30 protein-coding genes are annotated in these 26,928 nt (G+C 67.0%); 15 read left to right on the top strand and 15 right to left on the bottom strand.

Translation table 11 applies throughout. The features are described 5' to 3' along the window. Window positions 1-717: DUF6177 family protein (locus H9Y04_RS46335; RefSeq protein ID WP_236072191.1), on the top strand; the 717-nt coding region annotated here is incomplete at its 5' end. Window positions 718-940: 223 nt separating this feature from the next. Here the strand turns inward: H9Y04_RS46335 and H9Y04_RS43920 are convergent. From H9Y04_RS43920 to H9Y04_RS43870, 11 genes are all read right to left on the bottom strand, one after another. After that, window positions 941-2,164 carry a tyrosine-type recombinase/integrase gene (locus H9Y04_RS43920; RefSeq protein ID WP_187819877.1) on the bottom strand — a complete coding sequence of 408 codons (1,224 nt, stop codon included), beginning with the start codon at window positions 2,162-2,164 and terminating at the stop codon, window positions 941-943. Continuing rightward, window positions 2,164-2,352: a helix-turn-helix transcriptional regulator gene (locus H9Y04_RS43915; RefSeq protein ID WP_187819876.1), complete on the bottom strand. Its 189-nt coding sequence runs from the start codon at window positions 2,350-2,352 to the stop codon at window positions 2,164-2,166. Before H9Y04_RS43915 ends, H9Y04_RS43920 begins: the two co-directional genes overlap by 1 nt. Next, the gene (locus tag H9Y04_RS43910) at window positions 2,349-3,635 is read right to left on the bottom strand and encodes a replication initiator (RefSeq protein WP_187819885.1); all 1,287 of its coding nucleotides are present in this window, start codon (window positions 3,633-3,635) and stop codon (window positions 2,349-2,351) included. Before H9Y04_RS43910 ends, H9Y04_RS43915 begins: the two co-directional genes overlap by 4 nt. 68 nt (window positions 3,636-3,703) lie before the next feature. Further along, a complete protein-coding gene (locus H9Y04_RS43905) occupies window positions 3,704-3,916 on the bottom strand; it encodes a hypothetical protein (protein WP_187819875.1) in 213 nt (70 codons plus the stop codon). Between the two features lie 89 nt (window positions 3,917-4,005). After that, entirely contained in the window at window positions 4,006-4,350 is a 345-nt protein-coding gene (locus H9Y04_RS43900) for a SpdD-like protein (protein ID WP_187819874.1), read from the bottom strand. 22 nt (window positions 4,351-4,372) lie between these two features. Then, window positions 4,373-4,552, bottom strand: coding sequence for a hypothetical protein (locus tag H9Y04_RS43895; protein WP_187819873.1), 180 nt, complete (start codon window positions 4,550-4,552; stop codon window positions 4,373-4,375). Window positions 4,553-4,580: 28 nt separating this feature from the next. After that, window positions 4,581-4,772: a mobile element transfer protein gene (locus H9Y04_RS43890; RefSeq protein ID WP_187819872.1), complete on the bottom strand. Its 192-nt coding sequence runs from the start codon at window positions 4,770-4,772 to the stop codon at window positions 4,581-4,583. A gap of 22 nt (window positions 4,773-4,794) precedes the next feature. After that, window positions 4,795-5,436: a DUF2637 domain-containing protein gene (locus H9Y04_RS43885; RefSeq protein WP_187819871.1), complete on the bottom strand. Its 642-nt coding sequence runs from the start codon at window positions 5,434-5,436 to the stop codon at window positions 4,795-4,797. 245 nt (window positions 5,437-5,681) lie between these two features. After that, on the bottom strand, window positions 5,682-5,873 hold the full coding sequence (locus tag H9Y04_RS43880) for a hypothetical protein (protein WP_187819870.1): 192 nt from the start codon (window positions 5,871-5,873) through the stop codon (window positions 5,682-5,684). Window positions 5,874-5,957: 84 nt separating this feature from the next. Then, on the bottom strand, window positions 5,958-7,328 hold the full coding sequence (locus H9Y04_RS43875) for an FtsK/SpoIIIE domain-containing protein (RefSeq protein WP_187819869.1): 1,371 nt from the start codon (window positions 7,326-7,328) through the stop codon (window positions 5,958-5,960). 5 nt (window positions 7,329-7,333) lie between these two features. Beyond that, window positions 7,334-7,675: an SCO3933 family regulatory protein gene (locus H9Y04_RS43870; protein WP_187819868.1), complete on the bottom strand. Its 342-nt coding sequence runs from the start codon at window positions 7,673-7,675 to the stop codon at window positions 7,334-7,336. A 342-nt stretch (window positions 7,676-8,017) separates the two neighbouring features. Here H9Y04_RS43870 and H9Y04_RS43865 point away from each other — a divergent pair, with 342 nt between their 5' ends. Continuing rightward, window positions 8,018-9,148 carry an NsdA family TPR-like regulatory protein gene (locus H9Y04_RS43865; protein WP_308802045.1) on the top strand — a complete coding sequence of 377 codons (1,131 nt, stop codon included), beginning with the start codon at window positions 8,018-8,020 and terminating at the stop codon, window positions 9,146-9,148. Here the strand turns inward: H9Y04_RS43865 and H9Y04_RS43860 are convergent. Together H9Y04_RS43860 and H9Y04_RS43855 are read right to left on the bottom strand one after the other, a co-directional pair. Next, the gene (locus tag H9Y04_RS43860) at window positions 9,132-9,923 is read right to left on the bottom strand and encodes an NUDIX domain-containing protein (protein WP_187819867.1); all 792 of its coding nucleotides are present in this window, start codon (window positions 9,921-9,923) and stop codon (window positions 9,132-9,134) included. The two genes, H9Y04_RS43865 and H9Y04_RS43860, sit on opposite strands and share 17 nt — an antisense overlap. Window positions 9,924-10,880: 957 nt before the next feature. Beyond that, window positions 10,881-11,876, bottom strand: coding sequence for a hypothetical protein (locus H9Y04_RS43855; protein ID WP_187819866.1), 996 nt, complete (start codon window positions 11,874-11,876; stop codon window positions 10,881-10,883). 1,660 nt (window positions 11,877-13,536) lie between these two features. Here H9Y04_RS43855 and H9Y04_RS43850 point away from each other — a divergent pair. Beyond that, entirely contained in the window at window positions 13,537-14,016 is a 480-nt protein-coding gene (locus tag H9Y04_RS43850; protein WP_187819883.1) for a beta-ketoacyl-[acyl-carrier-protein] synthase family protein, read from the top strand. Window positions 14,017-14,169: 153 nt separating this feature from the next. Further along, window positions 14,170-15,327 carry a hypothetical protein gene (locus tag H9Y04_RS43845; protein ID WP_187819865.1) on the top strand — a complete coding sequence of 386 codons (1,158 nt, stop codon included), beginning with the start codon at window positions 14,170-14,172 and terminating at the stop codon, window positions 15,325-15,327. On the opposite strand, the gene H9Y04_RS43840 is transcribed toward H9Y04_RS43845, so the two are convergent. After that, on the bottom strand, window positions 15,289-16,641 hold the full coding sequence (locus H9Y04_RS43840; RefSeq protein ID WP_187819882.1) for an NsdA family TPR-like regulatory protein: 1,353 nt from the start codon (window positions 16,639-16,641) through the stop codon (window positions 15,289-15,291). The genes H9Y04_RS43845 and H9Y04_RS43840 overlap by 39 nt on opposite strands. 705 nt (window positions 16,642-17,346) lie before the next feature. On the opposite strand from H9Y04_RS43840, the gene H9Y04_RS43835 reads away from it, so the two are divergent. The 11 genes from H9Y04_RS43835 to H9Y04_RS43785 all read left to right on the top strand — a co-directional run bounded on the left by H9Y04_RS43835 (window position 17,347) and on the right by H9Y04_RS43785 (window position 26,410). Continuing rightward, window positions 17,347-18,468 carry a type III polyketide synthase gene (locus H9Y04_RS43835; protein WP_187819864.1) on the top strand — a complete coding sequence of 374 codons (1,122 nt, stop codon included), beginning with the start codon at window positions 17,347-17,349 and terminating at the stop codon, window positions 18,466-18,468. 45 nt (window positions 18,469-18,513) lie between these two features. Continuing rightward, window positions 18,514-19,476, top strand: coding sequence for an aldo/keto reductase (locus H9Y04_RS43830; RefSeq protein ID WP_308802044.1), 963 nt, complete (start codon window positions 18,514-18,516; stop codon window positions 19,474-19,476). After that, window positions 19,473-19,898 carry a nuclear transport factor 2 family protein gene (locus H9Y04_RS43825; protein ID WP_187819863.1) on the top strand — a complete coding sequence of 142 codons (426 nt, stop codon included), beginning with the start codon at window positions 19,473-19,475 and terminating at the stop codon, window positions 19,896-19,898. The genes H9Y04_RS43830 and H9Y04_RS43825 overlap by 4 nt, the downstream gene beginning before the upstream one ends. Window positions 19,899-19,941: 43 nt before the next feature. Continuing rightward, window positions 19,942-20,178, top strand: coding sequence for a hypothetical protein (locus H9Y04_RS43820; protein WP_187819862.1), 237 nt, complete (start codon window positions 19,942-19,944; stop codon window positions 20,176-20,178). Window positions 20,179-20,203: 25 nt separating this feature from the next. Next, window positions 20,204-21,760, top strand: coding sequence for an aldehyde dehydrogenase family protein (locus H9Y04_RS43815; protein WP_187819861.1), 1,557 nt, complete (start codon window positions 20,204-20,206; stop codon window positions 21,758-21,760). A gap of 58 nt (window positions 21,761-21,818) precedes the next feature. Further along, on the top strand, window positions 21,819-23,276 hold the full coding sequence (locus H9Y04_RS43810) for an FAD-binding oxidoreductase (protein ID WP_187819860.1): 1,458 nt from the start codon (window positions 21,819-21,821) through the stop codon (window positions 23,274-23,276). Window positions 23,277-23,357: 81 nt separating this feature from the next. Further along, the gene (locus H9Y04_RS43805) at window positions 23,358-23,579 is read left to right on the top strand and encodes a hypothetical protein (protein ID WP_187819859.1); all 222 of its coding nucleotides are present in this window, start codon (window positions 23,358-23,360) and stop codon (window positions 23,577-23,579) included. Then, the gene (locus H9Y04_RS43800) at window positions 23,580-23,822 is read left to right on the top strand and encodes a nuclear transport factor 2 family protein (protein ID WP_187819880.1); all 243 of its coding nucleotides are present in this window, start codon (window positions 23,580-23,582) and stop codon (window positions 23,820-23,822) included. A gap of 151 nt (window positions 23,823-23,973) precedes the next feature. Next, window positions 23,974-24,447, top strand: a complete 474-nt coding sequence (locus H9Y04_RS43795) for a hemerythrin domain-containing protein (protein ID WP_187819858.1) — start codon at window positions 23,974-23,976, stop codon at window positions 24,445-24,447. Window positions 24,448-24,497: 50 nt separating this feature from the next. Further along, on the top strand, window positions 24,498-25,379 hold the full coding sequence (locus tag H9Y04_RS43790; RefSeq protein ID WP_187819857.1) for an LLM class flavin-dependent oxidoreductase: 882 nt from the start codon (window positions 24,498-24,500) through the stop codon (window positions 25,377-25,379). Further along, window positions 25,376-26,410 (top strand): hypothetical protein, encoded by a 1,035-nt coding sequence (locus tag H9Y04_RS43785; protein WP_187819856.1) that lies wholly within the window; start codon window positions 25,376-25,378, stop codon window positions 26,408-26,410. Before H9Y04_RS43790 ends, H9Y04_RS43785 begins: the two co-directional genes overlap by 4 nt. 33 nt (window positions 26,411-26,443) lie before the next feature. Here H9Y04_RS43785 and H9Y04_RS43780 read toward each other — a convergent pair whose 3' ends face one another. After that, window positions 26,444-26,848, bottom strand: coding sequence for a SpoIIE family protein phosphatase (locus H9Y04_RS43780; RefSeq protein WP_187819879.1), 405 nt, complete (start codon window positions 26,846-26,848; stop codon window positions 26,444-26,446). Window positions 26,849-26,928: the final 80 nt, after the last annotated feature.

Below are 26,928 nucleotides of genomic sequence, written 5' to 3'. Positions count from 1 at the left end.
ACATTCCATGGCCCACCAAGCAGGAAACGCTGCCAGAACTCACCGACATGCGCTGTCACTTACCGCCGACAGAGCCACCTGGCCCTGCGCGTCATCCACCCCGCCGACGACCGCCTCCTGCTCGGCGGAGCGCTCGAGGCCGCCTGGGAGATACTCACGGGCGCGCCCCCGGCTGGTTGGTCGACGACCGAACCCGTCAACCTGCCCTGGTCACGCCGGCAGTTGACCGACCTGGCCCGCAGCCGCGCCCAAGAGAGGGCTGGCAGTTGGCTGACCGCAGTCGGCCATCCTGACCACCCGGCGATCGCAGCCACCCACATCGTCCACACCGACGCAGGCGTCGAAGAGCGAATCACTCTCGCCGTTGGCTGCGAAGCCGGTCAGACCTCGCCCATGGACAGGATCGAGGAACTGGCCGAGACGCTCGCCACCCGGCACCCTCTGGCGACGATGCTCACCCAACTCCGTCCGGGCCGCGCCGACCTGACCACTCCAGCCCACTTCGAGCCACCACCGATTCCGGTGTCCGTCACCCTCGGCCCCGACGCCGTACGCGAGGCGGGTCTGGCACACGTCCGCCAGGCGCCGGGCATCCCGGCAACCGAGTTCGGCTCCACCAGACGGCCCGCGCTTCACTACACCCTGGGCAACGGCACCGACCCCGCCGCGTGGAAGCAGCTCAGGACCCTCAACGAGCATCTCAAGACCAATACGTGACACGGACGGCACGACGCACCGCTGCATCCCGACGCCACATCAGAACGAGACAGCGGCCGTCACCACCAGCGAACCCGCAACATCCGCCGTCGATGATCCGGCTTCCCATGTTTTGCGGCTCCTGCCGGGGGCGCTGGCTCTGACCAGCACCAACGCCCCGGAGGGATCTTCTCCTCCAGGGCGTTTCGCGCGTCTGACGGCAACGCTGACGGCAACGGCTAGATCACTCCTCGCTCAGGAGCGTCCCGAGCTTGTTCAGTGCCTCGCGCTTCTCGGTCATCTCAGCGTGCGCATAGATGTTCATGGTCACGTCCAGCGCACTGTGCCCGACGATGTCCCGGACGATGTGCGGCGGGACGCCGAGGCCGAGCAGGAGCGTGACGCAGGTGTGCCGGAGATCGTGGAATCGGACCGGCAGACCGAGCCGCTCGCGGATCGGATAGAAGTGCCGGTTCAGGTTCCGGGGCTCGATCGGCGTACCGACGCGAGTCGTAAAGATCAGGCCCGAGTCCTTCCACCTGTCACCAGCCTCGCGACGTTCGACCTCTTGGCGCTCTCGGTGATCGCGTAGCGCGTCGACGCAAACGGCCGGCAGGGGCACAGGGCGTTCCGATCGGCGAGTCTTCGGCGCGGTCAGCGTCAGCTCACCGTTCACGCGCTGGAGCGCGGTGCGAATCTCCAACGAGCCACGTTCGAGATCGACGTCTGACCAGTGGAGGCCGAGCAGTTCGCCACGGCGGAGCCCGAGGTAGAGGGCCAGGACGTACGCGGCATGCAGCCGGTTGTCCTTCACCTCGGCGAGCAGCTTCCTTGCTTCGGCGACCGACAGGCCGCGCCCAACTCGATAGCGGGGCGTCTGGACTTGGACCAGCTTGGCGACGTTGCGCTGAACGAGTTCCTCGCGGACGGCATGCTGCAAGGCGTTGCGCAGCACGGCGTGCAGGTACTGGACCATACGCGGCGACAGGTGGCGATCACAGCAGACCTTGGGCGTAGCAGCGCAGCAGCGGCGCTTGGCCGGAGGACGAGCCGCGTCCCTGCCCTGTGCGCAGCACTGACAAGCCTGCCGAGCCCAGTCGAGGAAGAGGCGGATGTCCTTGGCCGAGAGCCGGGCCAGCTTCTTCTTGCCGAGCCTCGGGACGATGTATGCGTTCACGCACTTGCTGTAGCTGTAGACCGTCGACGGCCGGACCTTGTGGCGGACTACGTGATCGAGCCAGTACGCGAGGTAGGTGCCGAGCGACTCGGTGGTGTCGGCTGCTGGGATGTGCTGATCACTCTTCGAGAGCATCTCGGTGAGCTTCTGCCGCGCCTCATCCCATGTGCTGCCGTAGACACGGCGCCGCTTGTAGGTGCCGTCCGGCATGAGGACGTAGGCAGCACCTTCGTATCGACCGTCCTTGCGGCGGTAGATCGTTCCCTCTCCGTTGGGGTTGCGCTTGGCCATCAGTCCTCCTCTGCGATCCGGTCGCGGATGTAGGCGTTCAGGGCGTCCGCTGGTATACGCCGACAGCGGCCATCGGTGATCGAGACGAGGCGCTTCGAGCGGATCAGGTCGTAGACCTTGGAGCGTCCGTACTTGAGTCGCGCCATGACCTCCGGCACGGTCAGAAGCTCGGCGGGGGCGGTGGTCATGCTGCGACTCCTTCCTGGACGCGGGTGGGCGCGTGGGCAGCGGCGAGCCATTCCTCACCGCGAGACAGGCCCACTCCGGCGTAGGTCCAGTGGGCAATGACGAGGGTGGTTTCCTCGGCTGCGAATTCGGCCGGCACGGCGCCGTGCTCGCGCTGAGCGTTGAGCGCCTGCTTGCGTTGCCAATCGGCGCGCGCTTGGCGGAGAGCACCGAGCGTCGTGGAATAGCGACGGGTCTTGGTGGAGAAATGGCCGCGGAAGCCGAGCATGTGTGCCCACTGGCGAAGTCGGAGTTCTTCGAGCTCGGGCCGTGCGCCGAGGTACCAGGCCATGCGGATCAACCGGCGAGCGTGCTCGCTGATGCGGAGCTGGGCGAGTTCGGCGAGGAACTTGAGCGGCCGGTCCAGGGTGCCTGTGGTGGTCTCGGCTCCCTTGGTGGCGTACTTGGCGATGTACGCGGCGACCGCACGGTCAGTCAGTTCGGTGCCCCCGTCAAAGTCGGCCGAGCGGATCGGGCGAATATCCAACTGGGTGCCGAACGCGAAGGAGTGCAGCCTGTTCCCAAGTTGCGGCCCCGGGGCCTCAGCCGCCCGAGCAGCTGCGCGGATCGCGTCGGCGAGGAGTTCGGCACTGGCCCAGTTCGGCGGAGGGGTGTCTCCCCCGTCGGGCCCGTCAAGGCGGATCACCGCGTGGAAATGCACTGCGCCGCGGCGCTGGTACTCGGCAACCTTGGCGAAGGACACCCGAGCGCATTCCGCGAAGGCGCGGCGACTGAGACCAGCTCGCTTAGCGACTTCGCGGCGCAGGTAGATCGTGAATCGCGCCCAGATCTTCGATGCGTGAGCGTTCCAGAGGACGGCGGCCTCGTAGTCGTACGTGTCGGGGTCGAGTGGTGTGCCCAACTCAGTTGCGTCGGAAGGGTGCTGAGTGCCGCAGCGGCAGCGGCCAGAGGTTGGGCGGTTGTGGACTGGGCCGAAGGACGGGGCGGTGAACGTTGCGAACACCCGGGGGTGGGTGGCGACTCGCTCGGGGGTGCCCTTGCCGCCCTTGAGGCCCGCGGTGATGAGCTGGTAGGTGTCGCGACGGTAGGTCTCCGCACAGGCTGCGCAACGGGTGGCGCGGCGGTTGTTACAGCGCACCAGAAGATTCCCGGCGGGCAGTTCGTGGCCGTGGGTCTCGGAGAGGAGCTCCCCGGTGCCGGGGTGGATCTCGGTGCGGTAGCCGTCGAGACGGACCGGATTGGTGCAGCCTCCCAGCCCTTTGAGTTGGCGGATCAGGCCAGGCAGGTGACCGAGTTCGGCAAGGTCAGCCAGGTCTCTTAACGCTCGGGGTGCGGTCTCAACCGCGGGGGCGGTCACTGGGCGCCCCCGGCGAAGACAGCGGTGGCCGCGGCGTCGAAGAGGGTGCGCAGCGGGGGCAGGGTGCCGGTTCCTTCGCAGCGCTTGCAGTGCGCGGTGATGGTGTTGAGGTGGCCCTGCCGGTTGCGGCCGCCCAGGGTAATGGCGACGGAGGCGAAGCCGTCGCAGTCCGGGCAGATCCGGGCAGCAGGGTTCTGGTGGTCGGGCATGATGTGGGTTCCTTCCGGTTGTTGAGATCGGGCAGGGGCCGGGCGCCGGGACGGCGGAAACTTGGCGGTGGAAGCCGTCCCGGGGCCGGTCAACGTCGTTGCGATGGCGGCGGGGTGAGGGCTGAGCGCAGGGCGAGCGCGACGACGGCGAGCGAGGCGCCGACGAGCACGACGGCGAGGAGCATCGAGACCAGGACCACGCCGATCACCACGACGCCGACGGTTCCGGCAGCGGCAAGGGCGATCACGGTGCCCGGGCTCATCCCCGTACGAGCCAGAGCCGCGGGAGCGGTCGCCGGGGCGTGCGGGTGATGGCAGGCGCAGGGCGCGGGTGCCTGAGCGTGGTGGACCGTCGGGGTCTGGCCGAGGGTGGTGATGACCGGGATGATCTCGCCGGTCGGGGTCGGATTGACGGGTACGTGGGGCTTGAACATGAGCTGAACTCCTTCCGGATGGTCAGGGGTTGGTGATCTCGACGCCGGATTCGGTGCCGGTCTCTATGGCGGGGGCGAGGAAGCTTCCAGCGATCAGGTAGCCGCCGATCAGCAGGACCAGCACGAGCCAGAGCGGCGGGCGGGCGAGCTTGACGCCGATCACGGCGACGACGGTGATGAAGAACCAGAACGGCACGTCCATGACGGATCTCCTTCGAGGTCAGATGGGGTCAGCGGACGCGGCAGCGGTGGCCTTCGGCGGCGACGTTCGCGGCGGCGACGGTGACGTATTCGCCGGACCAGCCGCAGCGCTCAGCGCCGCAGGCGGCGATGTAGGTCATGTGGCCGTCGCGGTCCTGACCGGTGCCGATGGTGATCGGGCCGACCTGGCGCAGCTTGCGGAAGATCAGATGCAGAGGCATGACAGGGCTTCTCCTTCGGGATTCAAGTGAGTTGGGCCGCAATGGCGGACGCCATCGGGGCGGGGACACCGAGGCGGGCGCACAGGGTGTCGGTGTCGATCGGGGTGCCGGTGCGGGCACGGTGCGCGTCGGCAACCTTGCGGGCGTGCTCCACCAGCGCGGGCGGGACGTTCACCGTGGGCTTGGCCGGGGGCAGTTCTGGGGCCGGAGCGGGCGTGTCGGCAACAGCCGGGGCGGGCTCGGGTGCGGGCTCGGCGGGGGTGACGGATTCGGCCGGCACGGTGCTCGCACGTTCGGGCTCGGGGTCGGTGCTGTGGGCGAGCAGGGTGCCGCCGAGGAACGCGAGCGCGGGCCATCCGGCGACGAGGAACCGCAGCCAGGCCGGGGCGTGTTCGAGGTCGAGGAAACCGGCGGTGGCGACGTTCGCACCGAGCGAGGCAAACAGCGCGATCAGGAACCAACACCACGCCAGCCGAGGCGTCCGGCCCTGGCGGAGTCGGCGCCATGCGGCGACGAGGAGCAGGTCGACCGAGATCGGGTAGGCCCAGGCCTTCCAGCCGTGCTGTCCGGCGGCTTCGGCGATGTCGTGCAGGTGCGCGAAGGACAAGGCCCCGGCGATCACGGCCTGAACAAGTACGGCGTCGAAGCGGAGCGAGGTGCGCATGGCGGGGTCCTCCTTCCTTGAGGGGTTGGGGCCGTGCCGGGCGGGGCTCACGGGGTCCTGCCGCCCGGCGACGGCGGGTCAGGTGGTCGGGGCTTGGCCAGTGCCGAAGCACTTCAGGCACATGCCGGTCTGGTGACCGACCGTGCGGCGCTTGCGGCCGACCTGAACCGGACGGGAGACCTCTCCGGTGCCCTTGCACGGTTTGCACTTCGGCGCAGCGGGGCGCTTCCTGGTGGCCATGGCGCTCACCCGGTGGCCGGGTAGGTGTGGCCAGTGGGCGGGTAGACCGCCGGGTCGTGCGCGAGGAACAGCGAGGCGTTCAGGCCGAACGCCAACACGTCGATGAACTCCTCGTCCGCGTCCGGCTCGTTCGCGTAGTCGTCCAAGACCGCGATCATCGAGGCGGTACGGACCAGGTCGTTGCAGGTGGCGCACATGGCGTGCTCCTTCTCGGGTTTCGGGCATGGCTCGGGTAGGGACCTGGCGCGAAGCGGTCACGCCGACCGTGAAGCGGAGATTGATCAGGCCGTGGCGGGAGCCTCAGCCGGGGCCGCAGGCACCGGGGCCTCGACCGGCTTGACCGGAGGCAGCACGGGCCGGAACGCAGCGAGTTCGGGAATGTCCGGGGTGAGGTGCGCGTACTTGTTGCAGGCATTCACCGCGGACCGCATGGAGGCATGGGGTGCGCGGACACGGACCCAGCCGCCGGTGGAGTAGCCGACCACGGCCATCCCGGGCCGGTCGTTGGGGATCTGCGTGGTCGCGAACACCGCATGCGCGGAGATGTCCCCGAACGCCATCTTCGCTGAGGATTCGTCGTTGACCCGGTGCGCGGTGCGGCCGGTCAACTGGGCGCGCAGCATGGTGATCCCATTGCCGAGCTCGGAGCCGAAGCGCTGCCCGTAGATGTCCACGTAGATCCCGGCAGCACGGCCGAGCTGCACCAGCCGGACCAGCGCAGTGACGATCCGGTCCCGGCGCTTCTCCTCCGCCTTCGACGCGAACAGCGTCAGCTCAGCCACTTCGTCGATGGTGAGGACGACCGGGTCCGGCCGCAGGTGCTCGGGCAGGCCCCAGATATCGGCGGTGATCTCCGCATCGGGGATCTCCGCGCTGACCCGCTGCTCGGCACGGATGACCTGGTAGATCGCGTTCATCCGGTCTACCAGCGCTTCCAGCAGCGCCACGGCGTCATCAGGGTTGTCTGCGAGGGCGGAGAAGCGGCGGGCCATCGGGGCGAGTTCGACGCCTTGCTTGCAGTCGATGCCGACCAACGCGACCTTCTGCGCCGCGAGTTCTTTGATCAACTGCCGTTGCGACACGGACTTGCCGGACTTCGTCGCCCCGAGGTGCAGCGAGTGCGGAGTCTCCTTGTAGTCGCGGTAGTGGACCGTCCCGTCCTCACACAAGGCGACCGGGACACGGAGCTGTGAGCACTCGACTGTGGCGGGCATCTGGACCCGCTTGAGGACGTCGTAGCCGGTCATCACCAGCTCCACCACGCCCGGGCCGATCTCCTTCGAGACGACCTGTTGCACGGTGAAGGAGTGCCGCAGTCGGTCAGCGGCGGCGGAGAACTCGAAGGCATCCTGCCCTGGCTGCATCTTCAGACGGAGCCGAAGCCCGGTCCGCGTCGGTCGCAGTCGCAGGATGCGCGGGGTTCGCTGCCGCGGTATCTGCCACTTGAACACCCGGGCCAGCCACAGCCGCCACCGCGGAGGCGGAACGGTGAGCTGACAGGCATCCATCACGGTCGCGTAGCGGACCAAGACCCGCAGCATCGCGAACGTGGCACCGAAGCTCAGCCAGTACCAGGCCGGACGCTGCCACCGAAGCAGCACCGCCAACGTGGCGACCAGGACCAGGGCGATCAGCCATAACGTCGCGGACATATCCGTCAGCCCTCAGCCTGCGACGGGTCGAGGATCGCGACCGCGCGGAAGGCGATGCCGAACCGCTTCTCGCCGTTGAACGTATTCTCCCAGTCCCGAGCGCGCAGGCCCACGACCTTGACCGGCTGGCCCATGGTCAGGCCCTCGGGGATCCCGGTCTCCGGGATCGAGACGGTGTAGAGGCTGGCCTCGCCCTCGTCGGCGATCATCAGCCCGACCGTCATCATCTTCGCGTTGGTCTCGCGGTCCACCGCGATCTCACCTGTGTCCCGACGTACGAGCTTGTATTTCGGCTCAACTGCCACGAATACACCGGCAGTTGACGTATCGACCTTGAATGAAGGCATGATGGAAACTCCCTGATGTTGGGGCGGAAGCGGCGACTTGCTTGGCGGTAGGGCGCCGCTTCCTGCGTTGACTTGCGGGAGTCCTGCGACAGCACCGCAGGACTTTCGGTTCCCAACTGGTGCGTACCAGTAGCGTGCATCTGGTGCGCACCAGTTGTCAACCGCTGTCGCGCTCGGCTTCTGAACTCGCCTTCCTGCGACGCTTCTAGAGAACCGCGCCTTTCAACGCCCCGGTAGCCAACAGGACTTAACAGTGTTTGCTGTTAACCCCTGCCGACCTGCGGCAATGTGGGGCATCCTGCTGTGAAGGGCTGATCCACCCATGGGTGCGAGGCGGTAATGGTGTCCAACCGGCTTCGGCAGATCCGAGATGCGCACGAGTGGTCGCAAGAGCGGCTCATCCGCGAGATCGAGCGGTACGCGCGCCAGCACCTGCTCACGATCGGCTCCACCGCCAGCCTGCGGGTCTATGTCTCCGAGTGGGAGAACGGCAAGCGCACCATCAGCGAGCGGTACGCCAAGATCCTGCGTCCTGTGCTCGGGGTGACAGACGAGGAGCTATTCGGCCGACAGAGCCAGCTGACCGTGCCAGAAGTCGGCGGCTACGAGGAGCTCGTAAGCCGGATCGACTCGGCCCGCAACGTGAGCCTGACCATGGTCCAGACGTTCATGGACCAGACCGAGCTCCTGCGTACGGTCGACCGACAGATGGGCGCCGCGGCACTCGTCGACCAGATGAACGGCCACCTCACCGCTCTTGAAGACGCGCTCACCTTCGCCGTGCTACCTGAGACCAGACGTCCAGTTGCGACGGCGCTGGCAGGAGCCGCAACGCTCGCAGCGTGGCAAGCACTGGACTCCGGCGGGGTCGAACGCGCCTGGCGACACTACGAGTTAGGCAAGCGTGCTGCGCAGGAGGCAGGCCAGCCCATGTACCTCGCACACGCCACGGCAGAACAGGCCTACGTACTGCACGATGCCGGGCGCCCCGAGCTTGCCGTAGAACTCTCCCGTGAAGCACAGCGGCTTGGCGGCACTCAGGTATCACCGCGGTTGCGCGCGTGGCTGTTCGCGGCCGAGGCCGAGCTCTGCGCGAAGGCAGGCCTGCCCGACGATGCCCGCCGAGCCCTCGATGCAGCGGTCGCCAGCCTGCCGTCGGGTAACGAGCCCCGCGACCCGGACATGTTGAGCATCTTCCTGAACAACGGCCACCTGGAGCGCTGGCGCGGAAACGTGCTCGCACTGCTCGGTGACGATGACGCGCTGGACAGCCTCTATACGGCACTGGACGCAGCCGACCCGACGTTCATCCGGGCCACGTCCGGTCTGCGATGCGATCTCGCCCAGGCTCACCTGGCTCGGGAGGAGTACGCACAGGCCGAGGAGCACCTACAGCAAGCGCGGATGCTCGCGAACCGCACGGGATCCGTACGGCACCGTCGCCAGATCGATCAACTCACTGATCGGCTGTAGCAGCCGACTGTCGGCGCGACGCCAGGAGATGAAGCAGGCCCACCAACGTGCCGGAGCCGAGGAGATCGCCACGCGCCATCAGGCCGGGGATGTCCGAGAGCGGCACCCACTCAACGTGCCCGGACTCCTCAACGTCGGTGGGGTCGCCTACATGCTGCGCGCCGCGTCCGATGTAGATCTCGTGCGGCGAATCGACCATCCCCACCATGGGTTGGTACGTGACCAGATGCTCAAGGTAGTCCGGCCTCCAGCCGGTCTCCTCCTCGAACTCGCGCATGGCGGTCGTGTGCGGATCCTCGCCCTCGTCGACGATGCCGCCGGGCAGCTCCCAGCCCCACTTGTCGGCGACGAAGCGATAGCGCCAGAGCATCAGCACTCGGTCTTGGTCGTCTAGGACGGCAGAGATCGCGACGTGATGCAGCCGTACAACGTGGTGCTCGAAGCGCTCAACGCCCGGCGGCTCAACGTCGACAAGATTCAGCTTGACCCAGCGGTTGTCGTACACCGTGCGCTCACCGTGGATCTGCCACGGCTCCAGCGGTCCGGGGTTCTTGGTGCTGACCTCTTGGCCGGGCACGCGGTATGAGCTCCGAGCGTGACGCTCGAGTACGTTCTCGTCGACCAACCGAGCCAGCACCACACGCAGTTGCGTACGGCCGATGCCCAGATCGGTCTCCAGCTTGCGCTCAGACGGGATCTTCTCGCCAGCCTTGTACTCCCCGGACGCCACACGCTCGCGGATCGTTCGGTACGCCAACGCCGACTTCGGTCCCATCCGTTGAGCACACTCCCTGAGTCAGATGAACTGGACCGCACCAGCGTAGCCGTCGCGCCTGACAGCCGACAGTGCACGATCACTCAGAGCCGCGGACGACCGGGGTTGGTAAAAACCTTCTCTACGGGTTCAAGGCTCGCTGCGCTCGCTGCCCGACCCGTGTGTTCGGGCACCACAGATCATCGCCAACCCGACCGCCGCACACGCCACCTCGGGAATCAGAGCAGCATCCGGCCCGCACGACACCGCCCCGCGATCCGACCTCAAAAAGGGGAAGGACAAGGGGAGGAATCGGCCGGCACACCCGCTCAGGAGCGCTCCGCACCCCTTTCACCCGGCTGCCTGAACAGGGTCAGGTCGAATCTGAAGGGGATCCGAGGGCCGCGCACAGCGCGGCGGCGCCGACGTGCGGCGCCGCCCTGCCTCCATGTCTTCGCCACCGGCTGGGCACCGCCGCCCGCCGTCGCCACACGCAGCGGCCAAATACCAGCACTGGGCACAGGAAACGGAAGCACCCAGCGGGACAGGCAACAACGCGTTGTCACACCACAAGAGGCCGGATCGCGGGGCGGTGTCGTACCGGCCGACGCTGTCAGATCCCAGGCGTCCATACGGCCCGCTGATTCAGTACCGCCACGAGCACAGCAGCAGCCTCGTATGGGAAACCCCGTCGTGGCTGGGGCGGTCGGTTCCACGGCTTTACGCAGCCACTTTGGGGCGAGCCTCGAAGATCTTGGCCCCAACGTCGTGCTTTAACGGGCAGGTCAACAGACTGCCCGACTCGCCATCAGCTTACGAGGCCAAGATCACTCGCCCCAAAGCAGCTCCAGCCCAAAGCCGCTCCACCGACCCATTCGTCGAGCGACGCAATGAGACGTGTGAAGGTACGAGCGCGTACGAGAAGATGCCTCGTCGGACTCGGCAAAGAACGCGCAGAGCATCTTGGGTAATCAGGATCTAAGGCAGCGGATGAAAACCGCCAGGTAGCAATTGTTCATCAGATACCGGAACCACCGCAGCCCATGATTCACTCACGATCTTCTGACCGGCCAACAATTCAGGGAGTCCAACTCCAGGACCTACCGGAAGGTCTTTGACTCCCGCAATAACAACCACTGCGCCATTTTCAAGGACCGCTTCACGCCATTGGGAGAAGAATTCTCTCTCCTCAGCTGAAACGGCTCGAAATCCAGCAAGTAGCGTCAGGTGAGGGTCGCGCTCCCCTGGTCTAACCAGGTCGATGTCGCGTTCAGACAGACTGGCAACCATTCCAGTCGCCACAGGGATATGATCTGCAACCTCCAGGTAGGTGAACCCAAACGCCTGCGCACCGCCGTGAGGCGTAAGGTTCCAGATCGGCATATAGGCTACAGGTAGCGGAATATCAAAAGCTCCCGGCATTAAGAGGGACCATTTCAATGCGCCCCCTCCCACTCCTTTCCATGCCACGATGCCGGCTGATAGATGTCCGTTGTCGCGAGCTTGCCTCAACTCGGCTGCGCGCTCTTCTGTGCCGTATGAGGCGATGTCCCTACCTTCCGGTATTCGGACTCCCAGTGGGGCACCATGAAAGACTGTCACATATCCCATGTCGGCAACGGCAGAAATCCACGAAGGGTCAACATCAATGACACCCTGAGCAACAATTTCTCCATCCGGATCCCTCAATATAAGCCCTGTTTCCGTTCGCCAAATACCCCACCCCTCTATTGTCTTGAGTTGCCAAACGGGCCCGACCATGCGGCCGAACCCGCCACTGATCAAGCGTTCCGTTCTGGCCTCATACATGGCTCCGGTTGTCGTATCCTTCGAAACCATTACCCGGTGTGGCTCCAGCAGGAGGACTGGAATTGGCTCCATGCTGTTGCTTCTGACATTTGCTCCAAATATGGGGTTGTCCATATAGGTGGCCATGAAAGAGACTTCTACATCTGTCAGGAAATCATTGAGCATTTCGATTGCCTCTCGAGTCCCTCCCCTTGCATACCCGGTTCGCACACCAGGCTGCGGGACTGTCGACCTACGCTTCCCGAAGCTACTTCGAGGTTTCCTCGGTTTCCGCTTCTTGCTCATCGAGCCACCTCACCTCTGGGGTGCCGGATTCAAAATCGATGTGGCATCAGTCTCATCGAAGATGCGAATAAGGGCGGGACCGATTTCTCGAATTCTCATGGAGGCGTCATGCGACACTTGGAAAAGTTCATCGACACGATCTCGGTCTTGAGGATTCGACAAAAGGGTTCGCTGACGACGAAGCTCTCTCCGCGCTTCATCTAGATTGTGATCGATCAGATCCACGAGGCGCATGGCATCTGATTTTCCGATACTCCGATGCGCGAGATCATTGCGGAGGCGACGGACATTTACGCGAGCTACATTCAGGTAAGAAACGGCCATTACCGGGCCCCGCTCGTGCGACTGAGAAACGGCCGTCAACGTATCGAAAACTAGGCCGAGATCTCCGTATACATGTGACAACGAGCCGAGCTGGTCATCACTTGTACTCAATGGCGGGAAATCTGTACTGAGTGTTTCCGCTCGCCATGTAGCTCGTGGGTCCATTCCGGAGACCCGGCTCGCAACTACTCGGCCTTCTTCTGTAGGGGCGAGGCCTAGAACAGCGGCCAGCAGTCTCCTATTGGCAGACAGGCCGTACCATCGCGGACCACGAATCCGCATTTTTCGCGGCTCATCTCGGCCGATAATTGCGCGCATGATCCGGGAGGCTGTAGCGCTCATACAGTGCCCTCCCTGGCGCCTTCAGGGCGCGCCCGGCGAGGAGAATCTACTTCAGGTCGAGAGGCGGAGCGGCCACGCAACTCGCCCGGCGTTTCACTTGTTCTCCCAGGAGCCGCCGTATCGGTCATCGCCGCGCTCCCAGACGCGTCAGGGCTAGGCCCTGTGTCCGCAGGAGCCTCAAATCCATCTGGAGCTGCGGGAATTATACTATCGGATAGCGTTTGAACCCGACTCAGCTGCGTTAAGATAGCCGGTGCCGAAATCCCGACTATAATGGCGGCGTAAGCTCCCGTGATTTGATCCGTGGCGCCGAGTAAAGTCGCGGCACCTGCACCCATTGCTATGTGCACCAGAGTTGCAATCGAATCCGCAAATGGGTCGAAGAAACTCGAAAATGCTGGAGGGGATTCGTTCGGAAGCGCTTGCCGTGCGCGGAATGCCCGCCTCTCCAACTGCCAGGTCAGCGTGCTGTTGTAGAGGTCGATCACCCCCCGCAGTGATCCCCCGCTCGCTCCCAGAAGCATGAGGGTTGATATGTCCAAGTACGCCCCCCTAGACCCTTAGTGCTTATGGGAGGGAGCCTAGAGCTTGTGCCTCCTCTACAGGAAGATTCGAGGTGGACTTCGGCCGGATGTTGCTACCTCAGTCCATCCCTCGTGTCCGGTGGTCACGGCGCATTTGCAGGGTGGCGGGGCGCGCCATACTCGGATCGGCCCGTCGGTGGAGGGCATCGGGAAGTGACGGCAGCTCTGACGGCAACGCGTGCAGACGTGCACGGATCTCTGAAGGCTGAGACGCACCGTTCGACCGAGAGCTAGCCCTTTGCGCCACTGGTTGCCCGCATCTTCTAAGCGCTTGGCCGCAGGTTCGAGTCCTGCCGCGGGCGCTGCTGTCCGGCTACTCCACGACCGGTGACGCCCACCACGCCACGGCCCCCGACCCCGAGGGCCGCGGGCTGCGGCGGGCGGTGTCCGCAGCGCTCGCCATGGCAGGGGCGGCACCCTCGGACGTGGCGCACGTCAACGCCCATGGCACCGGGACCCGGCTCAACGACCGGGCGGAAGCCGTTGTCATCCGGGAGGTGTACGAGGCGGGCGCGCCCACCGTCACGTCCGCCAAAGGGGCGTTGGGGCACACGATGGGCGCGGCGGGCGCCGTCGAGGCGGCGCTCACCGTCGAGGCACTCGCGCGCGGCATCGCACCGCCCACCGCCAACCACATACGCCCCGGTCCCGATACGGACGGCATCGACGTGGTCGCCGGACAGGCCCGCGACCAGCGGATCGACCTGGCTCTGAGCCACTCGCTGGGGTTCGGCGGGCACAACACCGTCCTGGCGTTCACAGCGCCCTGACCTCGCGCACGGTGGGCCCGGCCGGCGAGTCCGCCGACCGGGCGGCGCATTCGCGGATGCCCCTTGTCCGCCACCCTGAACCTGACACGCCATGGAAAGGTACAGCCTGGGCAGAACGCCAATTCCGCAACAGAACAGGCAGCTCACCAGCGCATGAACCGAAGCCGCAGTGTGATCCAGTTGCCCGTCACCGGGTGCGACAAGGGCGAGTTGATCGTTCCCGGTACGTTCCATTGGCCCGGTCGGGGCGCGGTCGCCTGCCCGGCCGATGCGTTGATCGGCGCCTCCTTGGACGCCACGTCCCGCCCCGTGCGCCGCGCGCCGGGCGGCGCGGACGGCGTCTTGTACGCCGCCTCATACCTGGAACGCGACGGCCGTGCCGTGGGTTTCGCGGTGGCCGCCCACCGAGACGACACCATTGGACGGGAGGCGGCACGCCGCACCGTACAGCAATGGGCGGACGCGCTGAGGTCACGTCGGGTGCTGGTGGCCGCGGTCCCCGGCTGCGCAGGTTCCTGCGGGGCAGGGCTGTCGGAGCAGGCCGGCCCCCCGGTTCCCGGGGCGCGTGCGGCGATCCCCTCCCAGGGGGCGGCCGGCTCGGCGGAAGATCCGGTAGGTGCCGGCTGCGGTCTGGCTGCCGCGGCCGCCGCAGATGTACGGCAGTACGCCGCGCGGGGCGACACCGTGGTCCTGGTGGGCCGCCGCCCCAGCCCCCCGTCCCTCGAACCGCTCGCCGCGCAGGCGCCGGGGAGCATCGTCTTCGCGGCCGATGCGGCCGACGTCGCGGGGCTCCGGCTCCCGGACGCGGCGCGGGTCTCCTTCGTGGTGCGCCCCGGCACTGTGGTCGAGGAGGCGATGCAGGTGGTCGCGGCCCTGCGCCGCCGGTTCCCCCTGCTGCGGGGCCACCACTTCGACATCCTGTGCCACACGGAGTCGGACCGGGTTGCCACCTTGCGGGCAGCGGCCGACGGCGCCGACGCGGTACTCGTGCTCGGGCGCACCACGGACCGCGACACCCAGAAGCTGATCCGCCGCGCAAGTGCCCTCGCCGAGCACACGTACGCGGTGGACTCGCTCAGGGCGCTCGTACCCGCAGCAATCGCCGAAGCGACCACGATCGCCCTGATCCCCGCGCGTACGGCCCCGGTGGAACTGGAGGAACAGGTCTGCCGCGCCCTGTCCGGCCTCGGGCCCATGACCGTGTTCCGGCGCGCGGTGACCACCCGGCCCGAACCGTCCCGCGCCCTTCCTGCCCCGCATGGAACCCCTCTTTCACCCGGCGGCCAGGACCCGCGCGGCCCGGTGCAGTAGGGACTGCACACCGGAGTGGCGCGCGTAGGGGCGCAGGCGTCCTCCGAGCGACATCAGCGCCCCGCGGACCCGACCGCTGGACAGCCCCGGACAGTCGTCCAGGAACCGGTGCCACGGCGCCACTGCCTGCTCCAGGCGACCGCAGTCAAGCTCCAGCTCCGCCAGCCGTGCGAGGACCACGGCGCGCGAGCGGCGCTCATGCACCGGACGGTGGTCCACGGACTGCCGCAGTACGGCCAAGGATCCCGCACGATCCCCCAACCGCACTTGCATCTCGGCCTGTTGATGGAGCAACGAGGCGTAGTGGTAGGCACCAACGGTCGCCGTCGCCGGGCTCGATGCACGCTCAAGCAGCCGTTCGGCCCGGGCGAAGGCGGTGAGCGCCCCGCGCCGGTCACCACTGCCTGCCCGAGCGAGCGCCAACTGCCCGTAGACGAAGGCCTGTTGCATCGGGAGCGCGACGCCACTCGCCGCCGCCTCGGCGAGCTGCACGGCCTGGCGGTGATGCCCGAGCCTCTGCGCCTGCACGGACATACCACGCAGGGGTACGGCGTACGACTGGCCGTCGTTGTTCTCCGCGGCAAGCCGCAACGCGGTCAGGTAGTAGCGCTGGGCGTGCCGGTGCAGTTCGTCGTCATAGCACATGAAAGCGCACAGATAGACGAGTTGGCCGGCGACCTCAAGGAGTCGTGCGCGCACCTGGGGGGCGGCGGGCCGACGCAACCGCGGAACCAGATCGGCCGCCAGGTAGCCGGCGAGCGCGCGCCGGCCGTGCCCGCCGCCGAACGCGGCGTCCCCGGCGTGGAACATCTCCAGCATCGCCGCTGCTGAGTCCACCTCGAACATCTCGACCGGGACGCCCGCCTTGCGCCCCAGCACGGGTCCGGGGCCCGCTCTCGCGACCTCGCTGAAGCCGGGCACCGCGAGCGCGGCAAGGCTGTAAGCCCCGTTCGCCAGCAGGGCTCTGCGCCCCCATCGTTCGGCCAACTCCTCCATTGCGGCCATAGCCTGCTCCTTATCCAGGAGTCGCGATGAGCCGGTCCGAGCAGGGGGAAGGGCAACCGCCGGGGGCCCTCCGAAGCCGGCCTCCCTCGCGGTGACAGTGCGGCCCAGCCTGCGCGAGAGGGCCTCGGCGGCCAGCAGGCGGACCGACTGCCGCGGCAGCGTCCCCGCCAACCAGTGGGCCACCGAGGTGCGGTCATAGTGCAGGGGCTGGCCTATTTCCCGACCGCACGCGTTCACTGCATCGGCCAGGTGCTGCCCGGTCCAGCCCGCCTCCTTGAGCAACGCACGCAACTCCCGATTGAGACCCATCCGCCCGCTCATGCCGCCGATTTTGTGATCGGGCGCACGGGCGGGCAACAGACGGATTTGCGCCTTCGTGGCTCATGCGGTGGGCGCGTGGCCCCTTGTGCAGGAAGGACACCGGGTCAGCGCAGTTGGGAGGAAATTCAACAGGGCCCGGTTTGCAACATCCTGCGGAGGCGACACGCACCTCGCCGACGTCCGCGACCGCGTGACCGGCGAGTCGAACGACGCTTTGCCGAACTCCGTCGCTTGAATGCAACCGGTCAGCCGACGCCGGACAGAATCTCCCACTGGAAGGCGCTTGCCGCTTGGCCGACAGAGCGGAGAGATTCCGTAGGCCCTCGGAGCTTCGCTTTCGTCCAGCAGCCACCAGGCAATGCACGCCGGAGGCTCCCGGCGTGCAGAACGGCGCCCGACGGCTCGCGATGAGCAGGACCGTGCTCACCATGATTCGCGCGCCACCGCGCACTTCGTAGATCGCGAGCGCACTTCGTAGATCCGAAACACGTCAATCTTCGTCGAACGCGCCTTTGCTAATTTGCTTTGGTTGACAACCATTAGGTTGACCAAGTGGCCCCACTGTCTCGGCTCTTCGGCATAGAGGCGTCAGCTGCTTGGCAATGAGCCATCGCCGTGCAAAGGCACCAAGCTGCCCTCCCCGATTTCACGGTTGGTTCCGCAAAGCGAAACGACTGTGAGGGAGTTAAGCGCATGTCCGTCCTGTGCCGACCCGCTGTGTGGGTCCCGGAGAACACCATCTCGATGGAGGAGACACTGGCGGTGGCACGCCGTCTCCACCCCGACCACCCGAAGCTGCCGCTGGTTCTGCGGATGATCAAGAATACGGGTGTTACGAAGCGGCACTTGATCCGGCCGCTCGAAGAAACGTTGGTGCATCGGGGCTTCGAGGCCCGCAACCGCCTCTACGTCCGCGAGGCCCAGGCCCGTATCCCCGACGTGGTGAAGCAGGCCCTGTCGTCGGCCGAAGTCACGGCACGTGACATTGACGCGATCGTCTTCGTGTCCTGCACCGGCTTCGCGATGCCGCCACTCACCGCCTGGATGATCAACGAGCTGGGGTTCCGCAGCGATACCCGGCAGATCCCCATCGCGCAGCTCGGTTGCGCCGCCGGTGGCACAGCCATCAACCGGGCCCACGACTTCTGCCGCGCCTACCCCGGCTCCAACGTCCTGATAGTCGCCTGCGAGTTCTGTTCGCTGTGCTATCAGCCCGACGACCTCGATGTCGGCTCGCTGCTCTCCGACGGCCTGTTCGGCGACGCGATCGCCGCCGCGGTCATGCGGGGCAGCGGCGGGACAGGGATGCGGCTGCTACAGAACGCCTCCCATCTGGTGCCGAACACCGAGGACTGGATCGCGTACGAGGTGAAGGCGACCGGCTTCCACTTCCGCCTGGACCGGCGGGTGCCGGGCACGATGAACGTTCTGGCCCCTGCTCTGCACACGCTCGCCGGTGCGAACGGCTGGGACGCCTCGAAGCTGGACTTCTACATCATCCACGCGGGCGGGCCGCGCATCCTGGACGACCTGAGCCGCTACCTCATGGTTCCGCCGGTGGCCTTCCGTCACAGCCGGGCCACGCTCACCGAGTACGGCAACATCGCCTCGGCCGTGGTCTTCGACGCCCTGCGCCGCCAGTTCGACGAGGGCCTACCCGGAGAGGCCCGCGGCCTCCTTGCCGGCTTCGGGCCCGGCATCACCGCCGAATCCTGCCTGGGCACCTGGATTGCCCCGGCCCCCACCCGGGTCGGCCGCCAAGTCGAGCACACCGACGGCCTGCTGGCGAACGTTCCCTCCGCCCTGCGCCCCTGAGTGCGCACATCCCTGCACCCCTGCATCAAGAAACGAGGAATCGCTGTGACCACATCTGCCACGACCGTGCCCAAGACCTTCGCGCTGGGCGGCGATCTGATCGTCAACCGCCTCGGCTACGGGGCGATGCACCTGACCGGCCCCGGAATGTGGGGGCCGCCCACCGACCCCGACAAGGCCAAGTACCTGCTGCGCCGCGCGGTACGCGAGCTCGGCGTGAACTTCATCGACACCGCCGACTCCTACGGCCCCGGCTACAACGAGGAGATCATCCGCGAGGCGCTGCATCCCTACCCCGACAACCTGGTGATCGCCACCAAGGGCGGGATGCTGCGCAGCGGCCCCGAGGACTGGGTCCGCGCCGAGGGCCGCGACCCGTACATCGTAGCCCTGGGGCGGCCCGAATACCTGCGCCAGCAGGTCGAGTTGAGCTTGTACCGCCTGGGCCGCGAGTGCATCGACCTCTACCAGCTGCACCGCATCGACCCCCTGGTGCCTCTGGAAGACCAGCTCGGCGTGCTTGGAGAACTGCAGCAGCAGGGCAAGATCCGACACATCGGCCTGTCCGGCCAGCCCGAAGTCACCATCGAGCAGCTCGAAGCGGCCCGGGCCATCGTGGACATCGTGGCGGTGGAGAACCTCTACAACATCGCCGACCGCTCCGGCGAAGCCGTCCTCAAGCATGCCGAGAAGGAGAACATCGCCTTCGTCCCCTGGTTCCCGCTCGGCCACGGCGACCTCGTCGGGCCCACCGGAATCCTGACCAAGGCCGCCGAGGGCTTGGGCTGTACAGGCGCCCAGCTGGGGCTGGCCTGGCTGCTGCGGCACTCGCCGAACACCCTGCTCATCCCCGGCACTACCTCCATCGTCCACCTCGAGGACAACGTCAAGGCCACCAACCTGCATCTCAGCGACCAGCAGTGGGGCGAGATCGAAGCACTCTGCGCGAAGGCCACGCCGTGGCGTCCCACCTCGCCCGTCCCGGCCCAGGAAGGACCCCGGTCATGACCACCACAACCCACACTCAGACCGCGCACCCGCACGTCGAGGTCCTGCGCGCCATCTACGCCGACCTGCAGAGACTGCCCGACTACGCGGTGGACGACATCGTGCTGCACCGCGCCGACCGCAGCGCCGAGGACCCGCGGGTGTGCCGAGGAGTCCAGGCCGTGCTGGCCCACGAGCAGGCCCTGGTCCGCCTGACAGGCAACACGCTGGTCATGGACGTGCAGCACATCACGGCCAACGACTACTTCGGCGCAGTCCTCGGAATCCTGAGGGCAAAGCATCCGCAGGAGATCGCGATGCCGTTCTGCGGCCTGTGGCGGTTCGAGGGCGGCCGCATCACGGAGCACTGGGAGAACGCCTACAACGTGGCCGAGCTGCAACACCTGTTCACCCCACCCGCACCGCGCACCAGCAGCGACTGACCAACGCGGCCGCACCGCGAAGCCCGGCACATCGGAGCTCGTCATGCACACTCAGTACGTCTCACCCGCGCGCGATCTGCGGCTCACGTCCTTCCTCGACGGACTGGACCCGGTCGACATGCTGTCCGGAGAGCCGAATCTGACGGTGCGGGAACTGCTCATCGCGGTGTACCGGGCCTCCACCGCTCCCGCCGCAGTGCGTCACCCACGCCCGCACTGCGGCGGGACCCACGCCGAAGCAGCTGCACCGAATGAGCACAGGACGGGTGCGCAGATCTGACTGCACCGTGAGCGGAGACCTCCCCATGGCAACACCACCCCCCACCCCCCGCCTCATCTTGAAACCCGGTACCGCCTGGTCCGGAGCCTGGCAGCAGTGCCTTACCGCCGCCCCCGAAGCGTTCCGGGACGACGGAGTCCTCAGCCTCTGGAACGGCACCTGGCAGGCCGACGGCCGCGTCCTGCCAGCCACGAGCCCGATCGACGGCAGCCCGATCGCCGGGCCGCCGCGCCTGGACTCCGAAGCCGCGCAGGCGGCAGTCCGCGCCTCCCTCGACCAGCACCGTGCCTGGCGCCACGTGCCGCTGGAAGAGCGGCGCGCGAAGGTCACCGCGACCCTCGACGCCCTCACCGAACATCGCGAGCTCCTCGCCCTCCTCCTCGTCTGGGAGATCGGCAAGCCCTGGCGCCTGGCCCAGGCCGACGTCGACCGTGCGATCGACGGCGTGCGCTGGTACGTGGACGGCATCGAGCCCATGCTCGAAGGCCGCTCCCCACTGGACGGCCCGGTGTCCAACATCGCGAGCTGGAACTACCCGATGTCCGTGCTCGTGCACGCGATGCTCGTGCAGTCCCTGGCCGGCAACGCGGTGATCGCCAAGACCCCGACCGACGGCGGCGTCGCCTGTCTCACCCTGGCCTGCGCCCTCGCACACCGCGAGGGTATCCCCATCACCCTCGTCTCTGGCAGCGGCGGCGAGCTGTCCGAGGCGCTGGTGCGCTCCCCGGAGATCGGCTGCGTCTCCTTCGTCGGCGGCCGCGACACCGGGGCGGCCGTCGCCACGGCCGTGGCGGACCTCGGCAAGCGCCACATCCTCGAACAAGAGGGCCTCAACACCTGGGGCATCTGGAACTTCACGGACTGGTCCTCCCTATCCGCTGTGATCCCCAAGCTCTTCGACTACGGCAAGCAGCGCTGCACTGCGTACCCGCGCTTCGTGGTCCAGCGCGCGCTCTTCGACGCGTTCCTCGCCACGTATCTTCCCGCCGTGCGAGACATCCGCATCGGTCACCCGCTGGCCGTCGAGAACCCCGAAGACCCGTTGCCCAGACTGGACTTCGGCCCGTTGATCAACGCGGCCAAGGCCAAGGAACTGAACGACCAGATCGCCGAGGCGATCGATCGCGGCGCCGTGCCGCTACACCGGGGCTCCCTGGCCGACGGTCACTTCCTCACCGGCCAGGACACTTCAGCCTACGTGCCTCCGGTGACGCTCCTCAATCCGCCTCCTGCGTCGCCGCTGCACCATGCGGAACCCTTCGGCCCGGTCGACACGATCGTCCTGGTTGACACGGAGGCGGAGCTGCTCGCGGCCATGAACGCCTCTAACGGAGCGCTGGTCGCCACCCTGTCCACCGACGCCCCGGCGACGTACGCGCGTCTGGCACCCCAGATCCGCGCCTTCAAGGTCGGGCGCAACAAGCCCCGCTCGCGCGGCGACCGGGACGAGCTCTTCGGCGGCCTCGGCGCCTCCTGGCGAGGCGCGTTCGTCGGCGGCGAACTCCTGGTGCATGCCGTGACCGACGGCCCGGCGGAAGAGCGTCTGCCCGGCAACTTCCCCGACCACCACCGCACATTGTGACCACCGGACTCGCCTTGCTACCTGGCGTCGGCAACGGCCCCAGGGATCGGAGACAGCCATGACCACCGTCCCGCCCTCCACCCCCACGGCCAGTGAAGAACACCGCGCCATCAACGACGCGTTGCGTCCCAGCCTTCTCACCGCGCTATCCGGGTTCAAGGGGCCGCTGATCGGACCAGACAGCCCCGACTACGACCGGGCCCGCACCGTGTGGAACGCCATGGTCGACAAGCGGCCCGGGCTGATCGCCCGCTGCACCGACACCCAGGACGTCGTCACCGCCGTCAACGCGGCTCGTCGGCTCGGTGTGGCGTCCTCAGTACGGGGCGGCGGCCACTCGGTCTCCGGCAAGGCCCACACCGACGGCGGCCTGACCATCGATCTGAGTTTGATGCGCCAGGTGCAGGTGGTGGCCGAACAGCGCGTGGTGCATGCAGAGGGCGGGTGCCTGCTCGCCGATGTGGACGAGGCCACCGAATCGCACGGCCTGGTCGTGCCCACCGGAACGGTCTCCGAGACCGGACTCGGTGGCCTCGCACTGGGCGGTGGCGCCGGCTGGTTCACCCGCAAGCACGGCCTGACCTGTGACAACTTCCTCTCCCTGGAAGTCGTGCTGGCCAGCGGCGAAGTCCTGGAAGTCTCCCCCGCCCAGCATCCTGACCTGTTCTGGGCGTTGCGCGGCGGGGGCGGCAACTTCGGCATCGTCACCCGCTTCACCCTCCAGGCGCACCCCTTCGGCCCCGCCATGCGGATCGGTGTCAGCCTCTACCGGCCCCAGGACGCGGGGCAGGCGCTGCGTGAATACGCAGCAATCATGCCAAGCCTGCCGCGCACGGTCAGCTGGCACGGGGGACTGAAGCGGCACATGCCGCCGCTGCCGTTCGTGCCCGACGAACTCGTCGGCGAGCGCCTGATGATGCTGTTCTCGATGTGGCTCGATGACGCGGACGACCCCGCCGGCATCGACTACACCGAGCGCCTCACCCAGGTCGGCACGCCGTGCCTGACCGCCACGACCGTGCTGCCGTTCGGCACTGGTATGCAAAAGGCCCTCGACCCCGAATTCGCCGACGGCCACCGCCAGTACACCAAGGAAGCCCACCTCACCACACTCACCGACCAGGCCATCGACCACCTCGTGGACTTCTGGGCCACCATGCCCATGCACGGCGAAGCCCAGGTCATTTGCCTCGGCGGAGCCATCAACGACGTCTCCGAAGAAGCGGCCGCGTTCTCCAACCGGAGCGCCCCCTACTGGCTCAACCTCGCCCTGCACTGGGACGACCCGGACTGCGACGAGGAGTACATCAGCCGAATCCGCAGAGCCATGACCGGCTTCGCCCCCTGGACCGGTCCCGGCGCCTACATCAACGCCCTCAACGCCGACGAGGACCACCGGATCCTCGATGCCTACGGCGGCCCGGACAACTACACCCGCCTCGGCCGTATCAAGGCCCTGTACGACCCGGACAACTTCTTCCGCGTCAACCACAACATCTCGCCGGTCTTCAACTGACCCGCGCCCAAAGCCACCGGTACCCCGTTGTCCCCACTGGGTAGAAAAGCCAGAAAAGCCACCCCCTTCCCAAGGAGTCCGATGAACTACACCGACCCGGTCCCGTCGCTGGGCCGACGCCGCCTGATCGGCGCTGCCGGAGCCGCCGCCCTCGCAGCGGGCCTGACCGCACCCCACGCACACGCGGCAGCCGCCGGCCGCGACGTGACGAAGATCTTCGCGGACATCGATTCCTTCGACCCCGACAAGTTCGTCGCCCACCTCACCGACGACGTGGTGTTCCGCTTCGCCAACAACCCCTAGATCACCGGCCGTAACGACGTCAAGCAGGCTGTCACGGACTTCTTCGCCACCATCGACGGCCTCAGCCACCACCTGCTGCAGACCTGGGAGATGAAGGACACCGTCATCGTGCAGGCCGACGTCACCTACCTGCGCAAGGACGGAAGGAGGGTCACGGTCCCCAACGCCGACATCCTCACCTTCAGCGGCGGCCTGGTCCGTGACTGGCGCATCTACATCGACCTCGCCCCCGTCTACGCCTGATCCCCGCCCCCACCGGCGTCAACCCCGCACAACTCCCCTCGCAGCAATGGAGAAAGACCGGGTAGCAGCAGTGCCCCCCAAAGAGAACGAGCCCCCCGGACCAAATCCTCATGGTGAGGCTCTCCTGGCCGAGTTCGTCTGGGTGCACACCTTGATCCGCCGAGACCTCGACACCGTACGACAGTTGGTGCACGACATCACCAGCGGCCTCTCGCCGACGGAGATCCGAACCCAGATCCGCTCACTGCAGACAGACGGCCCCCTATGGCAACTGAAGGTCAACTGCCTGCAGTACTGCCGCTTCGTCCACTCCCACCACCACCGGGAATCCGCCGCGATCTTCCCTGCCCTGCGCCGGTCCAACCCCGCCCTCAACCCCGTGGTGGACCGCCTGGAAGCCGACCACCAGCGGGTATCCGGTCTGCTCGACGAGGCCGAAGCAGCAGCACAGTCACTCGGTGAGCCGGACAGCAACGCCCCACGCCAACGACTCACGCAGGCGCTGCAGGCCCTCGCTGATGACCTGCTCGACCATCTCGCTTACGAGGAGGAACAGATCTCGGACACGCTGCGGACCTGGACCCGCTGGCCCAACGACCGCACGGGCCCCGGGCCGGCCGCCTGAGCACACCACGGGAACCTCCCGCCACCACAGCAAAGAGGAGAACACACCGTATGCCGCTTCCAGTGAGGTTCGGTCTGAACGTCGACCCGCACTCCGCCGGACTGCCGGCCGCCGCGCAGATCACGGCGATCGCCGACACCACGGGACTCGATTACGTCGGCATCCAGGACCATCCCTACAACGCCGACTTCGTGGACACCTTCACTCTGATCACCTGGCTTGCCGCCCAAACGGAGAACGTCTCCTTCTTCCCCAACGTCGCCAACCTGCCGCTCCGGCCCCCGGCGATGCTCGCCCAGCAAGCCGCCACCATCGACGTCCTCAGCCAAGGACGCTTCGAACTAGCCCTCGGAGCAGGCGCCTTCTTCGATCCGATCGCCGGCATGGGCGGCCCCCACCGCACCACCGGCCAAGCCCGCGCCGCACTCGGCGAAGCCATCGACATCATCCGCGCCAGCTGGGCAGGACAACCCTTCGCCCACGCCGGAGAGCACTACCCGCTGCCCGGCATTCGCCCCGGACCACGACCCGCCCATGACATCGGACTGTGGCTCGGCGTCATCGGCCCCTGCTCGGCACACCTGCTCGGCGCCAAGGCCGACGGCTGGTCGGTGTCCAACGGCTACGTACCGCCTGAACGCCTGAACCAGCTCAACCCGATCATCACCGACGCCGCCCACCAAGCCGGACGCGACCCCGAGCAGATCACCCGCCTGTACAACGTGATGGGCACCATCACCGATACCGACCACGACCTGTTCAACGGCCCCGTCACACGCTGGTCCGACACCCTCACCACCCTTCACACCGACTACGGCATGAACGCCTTCGTGTTCTGGCCCAGCGGCGACCGCGAACGACAATCCCGCCTCTTCGCCGAACTGGTCGTCCCCGCCGTACGCGCGAACCTCAAGGCGTTGTCGGCCCCATGACGGCCACTGAAACGGAAGCAAGCATGTACAGAAGCCGCATCCCGGCATGGCGCATCACGCTGTCCGCACTCCTGACCATGACCGCCCTCGCCATCCCCGCCGGCGCCGATACGCGGGCGAGAAGCGGCACAGGCACGATCATGTGCGCGGTCAGCCACAGCGCGCCGCACCACGAGATCACCGTCACCGTCGACCGAACCACCGCGAGCGAAATGCTCCATGACACGCTCGCCTACCCTGGGCCCTGCGCCGTCTACGGCGCACCGAGCACACCGCTGGGCGCCGGAAGCCTGCGCGCCTACGCTCAGATCGTCGACGGCAGTCCGCAGAGTGTGGGCGTCGTCTTCCCGCGCAGCGTCCTGAGTGCCCTGCCAACCGACCCGACAGACGGCCGGCACTGCTACGACACGGACAACGACCAGACCCTCGACCCGCACACCGAGTGCATCGGTGGCCACGAAAGGCCCCTGGCCCTTCCCTCACAGCTGACCAACCTGCCCCAGATGCCGCTGCGATGGGCGATGGTCAACTACAACCCCGCGGGGCACGGACCACCCCACATCTACGACACCGCGCACTTCGACTTCCACTTCTACCTGCAGCCCAGGGAGAAGGTCCAGGCCATCCGCATGGGGCCATGTGGCGTGGTCATCAACTGCGACGACCACGCCACAGCCACCGAGCCGATCCCAGCCCGCCACCTGCCCCTGGACTACCGGGACAGAGGCTTCGCCGAGGCACGCATGGGTAATCACCTGGTCGACTCGACCGCACCCGAGTGGCACGGCCGCCCACTCACCCACACATTCATCTACGGCGCCTACGCCGGCGAGATCACCTTTCTGGAGCCGATGCTCACACAGGCGTGGCTTGAAGGGCTGAGCACCGGCACCAATCCCACTGGCTGCCACCCGATCAAACAACCCCGCCAATGGCAGGCCCCTGGCGCGTACCTGCAGGACTACTGTGTCCGCTTCCGCGCTAACCGATGTGACTACACAGTCTCACTGGAGAACTTCCTGCACGGCTGACAGCCCAGTAGGTGGACTTGCTGGTACTCGCCGTCACTCCCCCGCCTCATCCACTGTCCGAGGATCCGCTGGTGATTGCACTGACCCAGCCCTGGCCAGGAGCAGGAGAACTGCGTCATCGTCCAAGCTGCCACCGGTGTACCTCACCAAGTCGTCGTAGAGCGTGGCGACAAGCGCCCCCAGAGGGTCGCCTCCCGGGTCACTGGCTGGGGCGGCGGTTGGAGGAAGGCAGCGGGCAGGGGAGAGCGGCGGCCAGGGGATCGAAGCACAGAGAACCTCCAGGCGTTCCTGGAGCGGATAGAAGGCACCGTCGGGTCCGCCGCGCGCTTCGGTGACGCCGTCGGTGTACAGCACCATGACCGATCCCTCCTGAAAGGGCACTGTCCATGCTGCGGGAGCCCCGCCGGCCAGATCGGCCAGTCCGAGCGGTGCACCGATATCGGGTGTGTCAACTTAACGGCTGATCTTGGTTGTTGAGTTATCGCTGGTCAGTGGGGGTGAGGCGGCCATCGAAGGCG

It is taken from the genome of Streptomyces polyasparticus (genome assembly GCF_014493765.1).
GTDB lineage: Bacteria > Actinomycetota > Actinomycetes > Streptomycetales > Streptomycetaceae > Streptomyces > Streptomyces polyasparticus.
The sequence above is the reverse complement of the archived record's forward strand: the minus strand, read 5'-3'. Positions and strand labels throughout refer to the sequence as shown.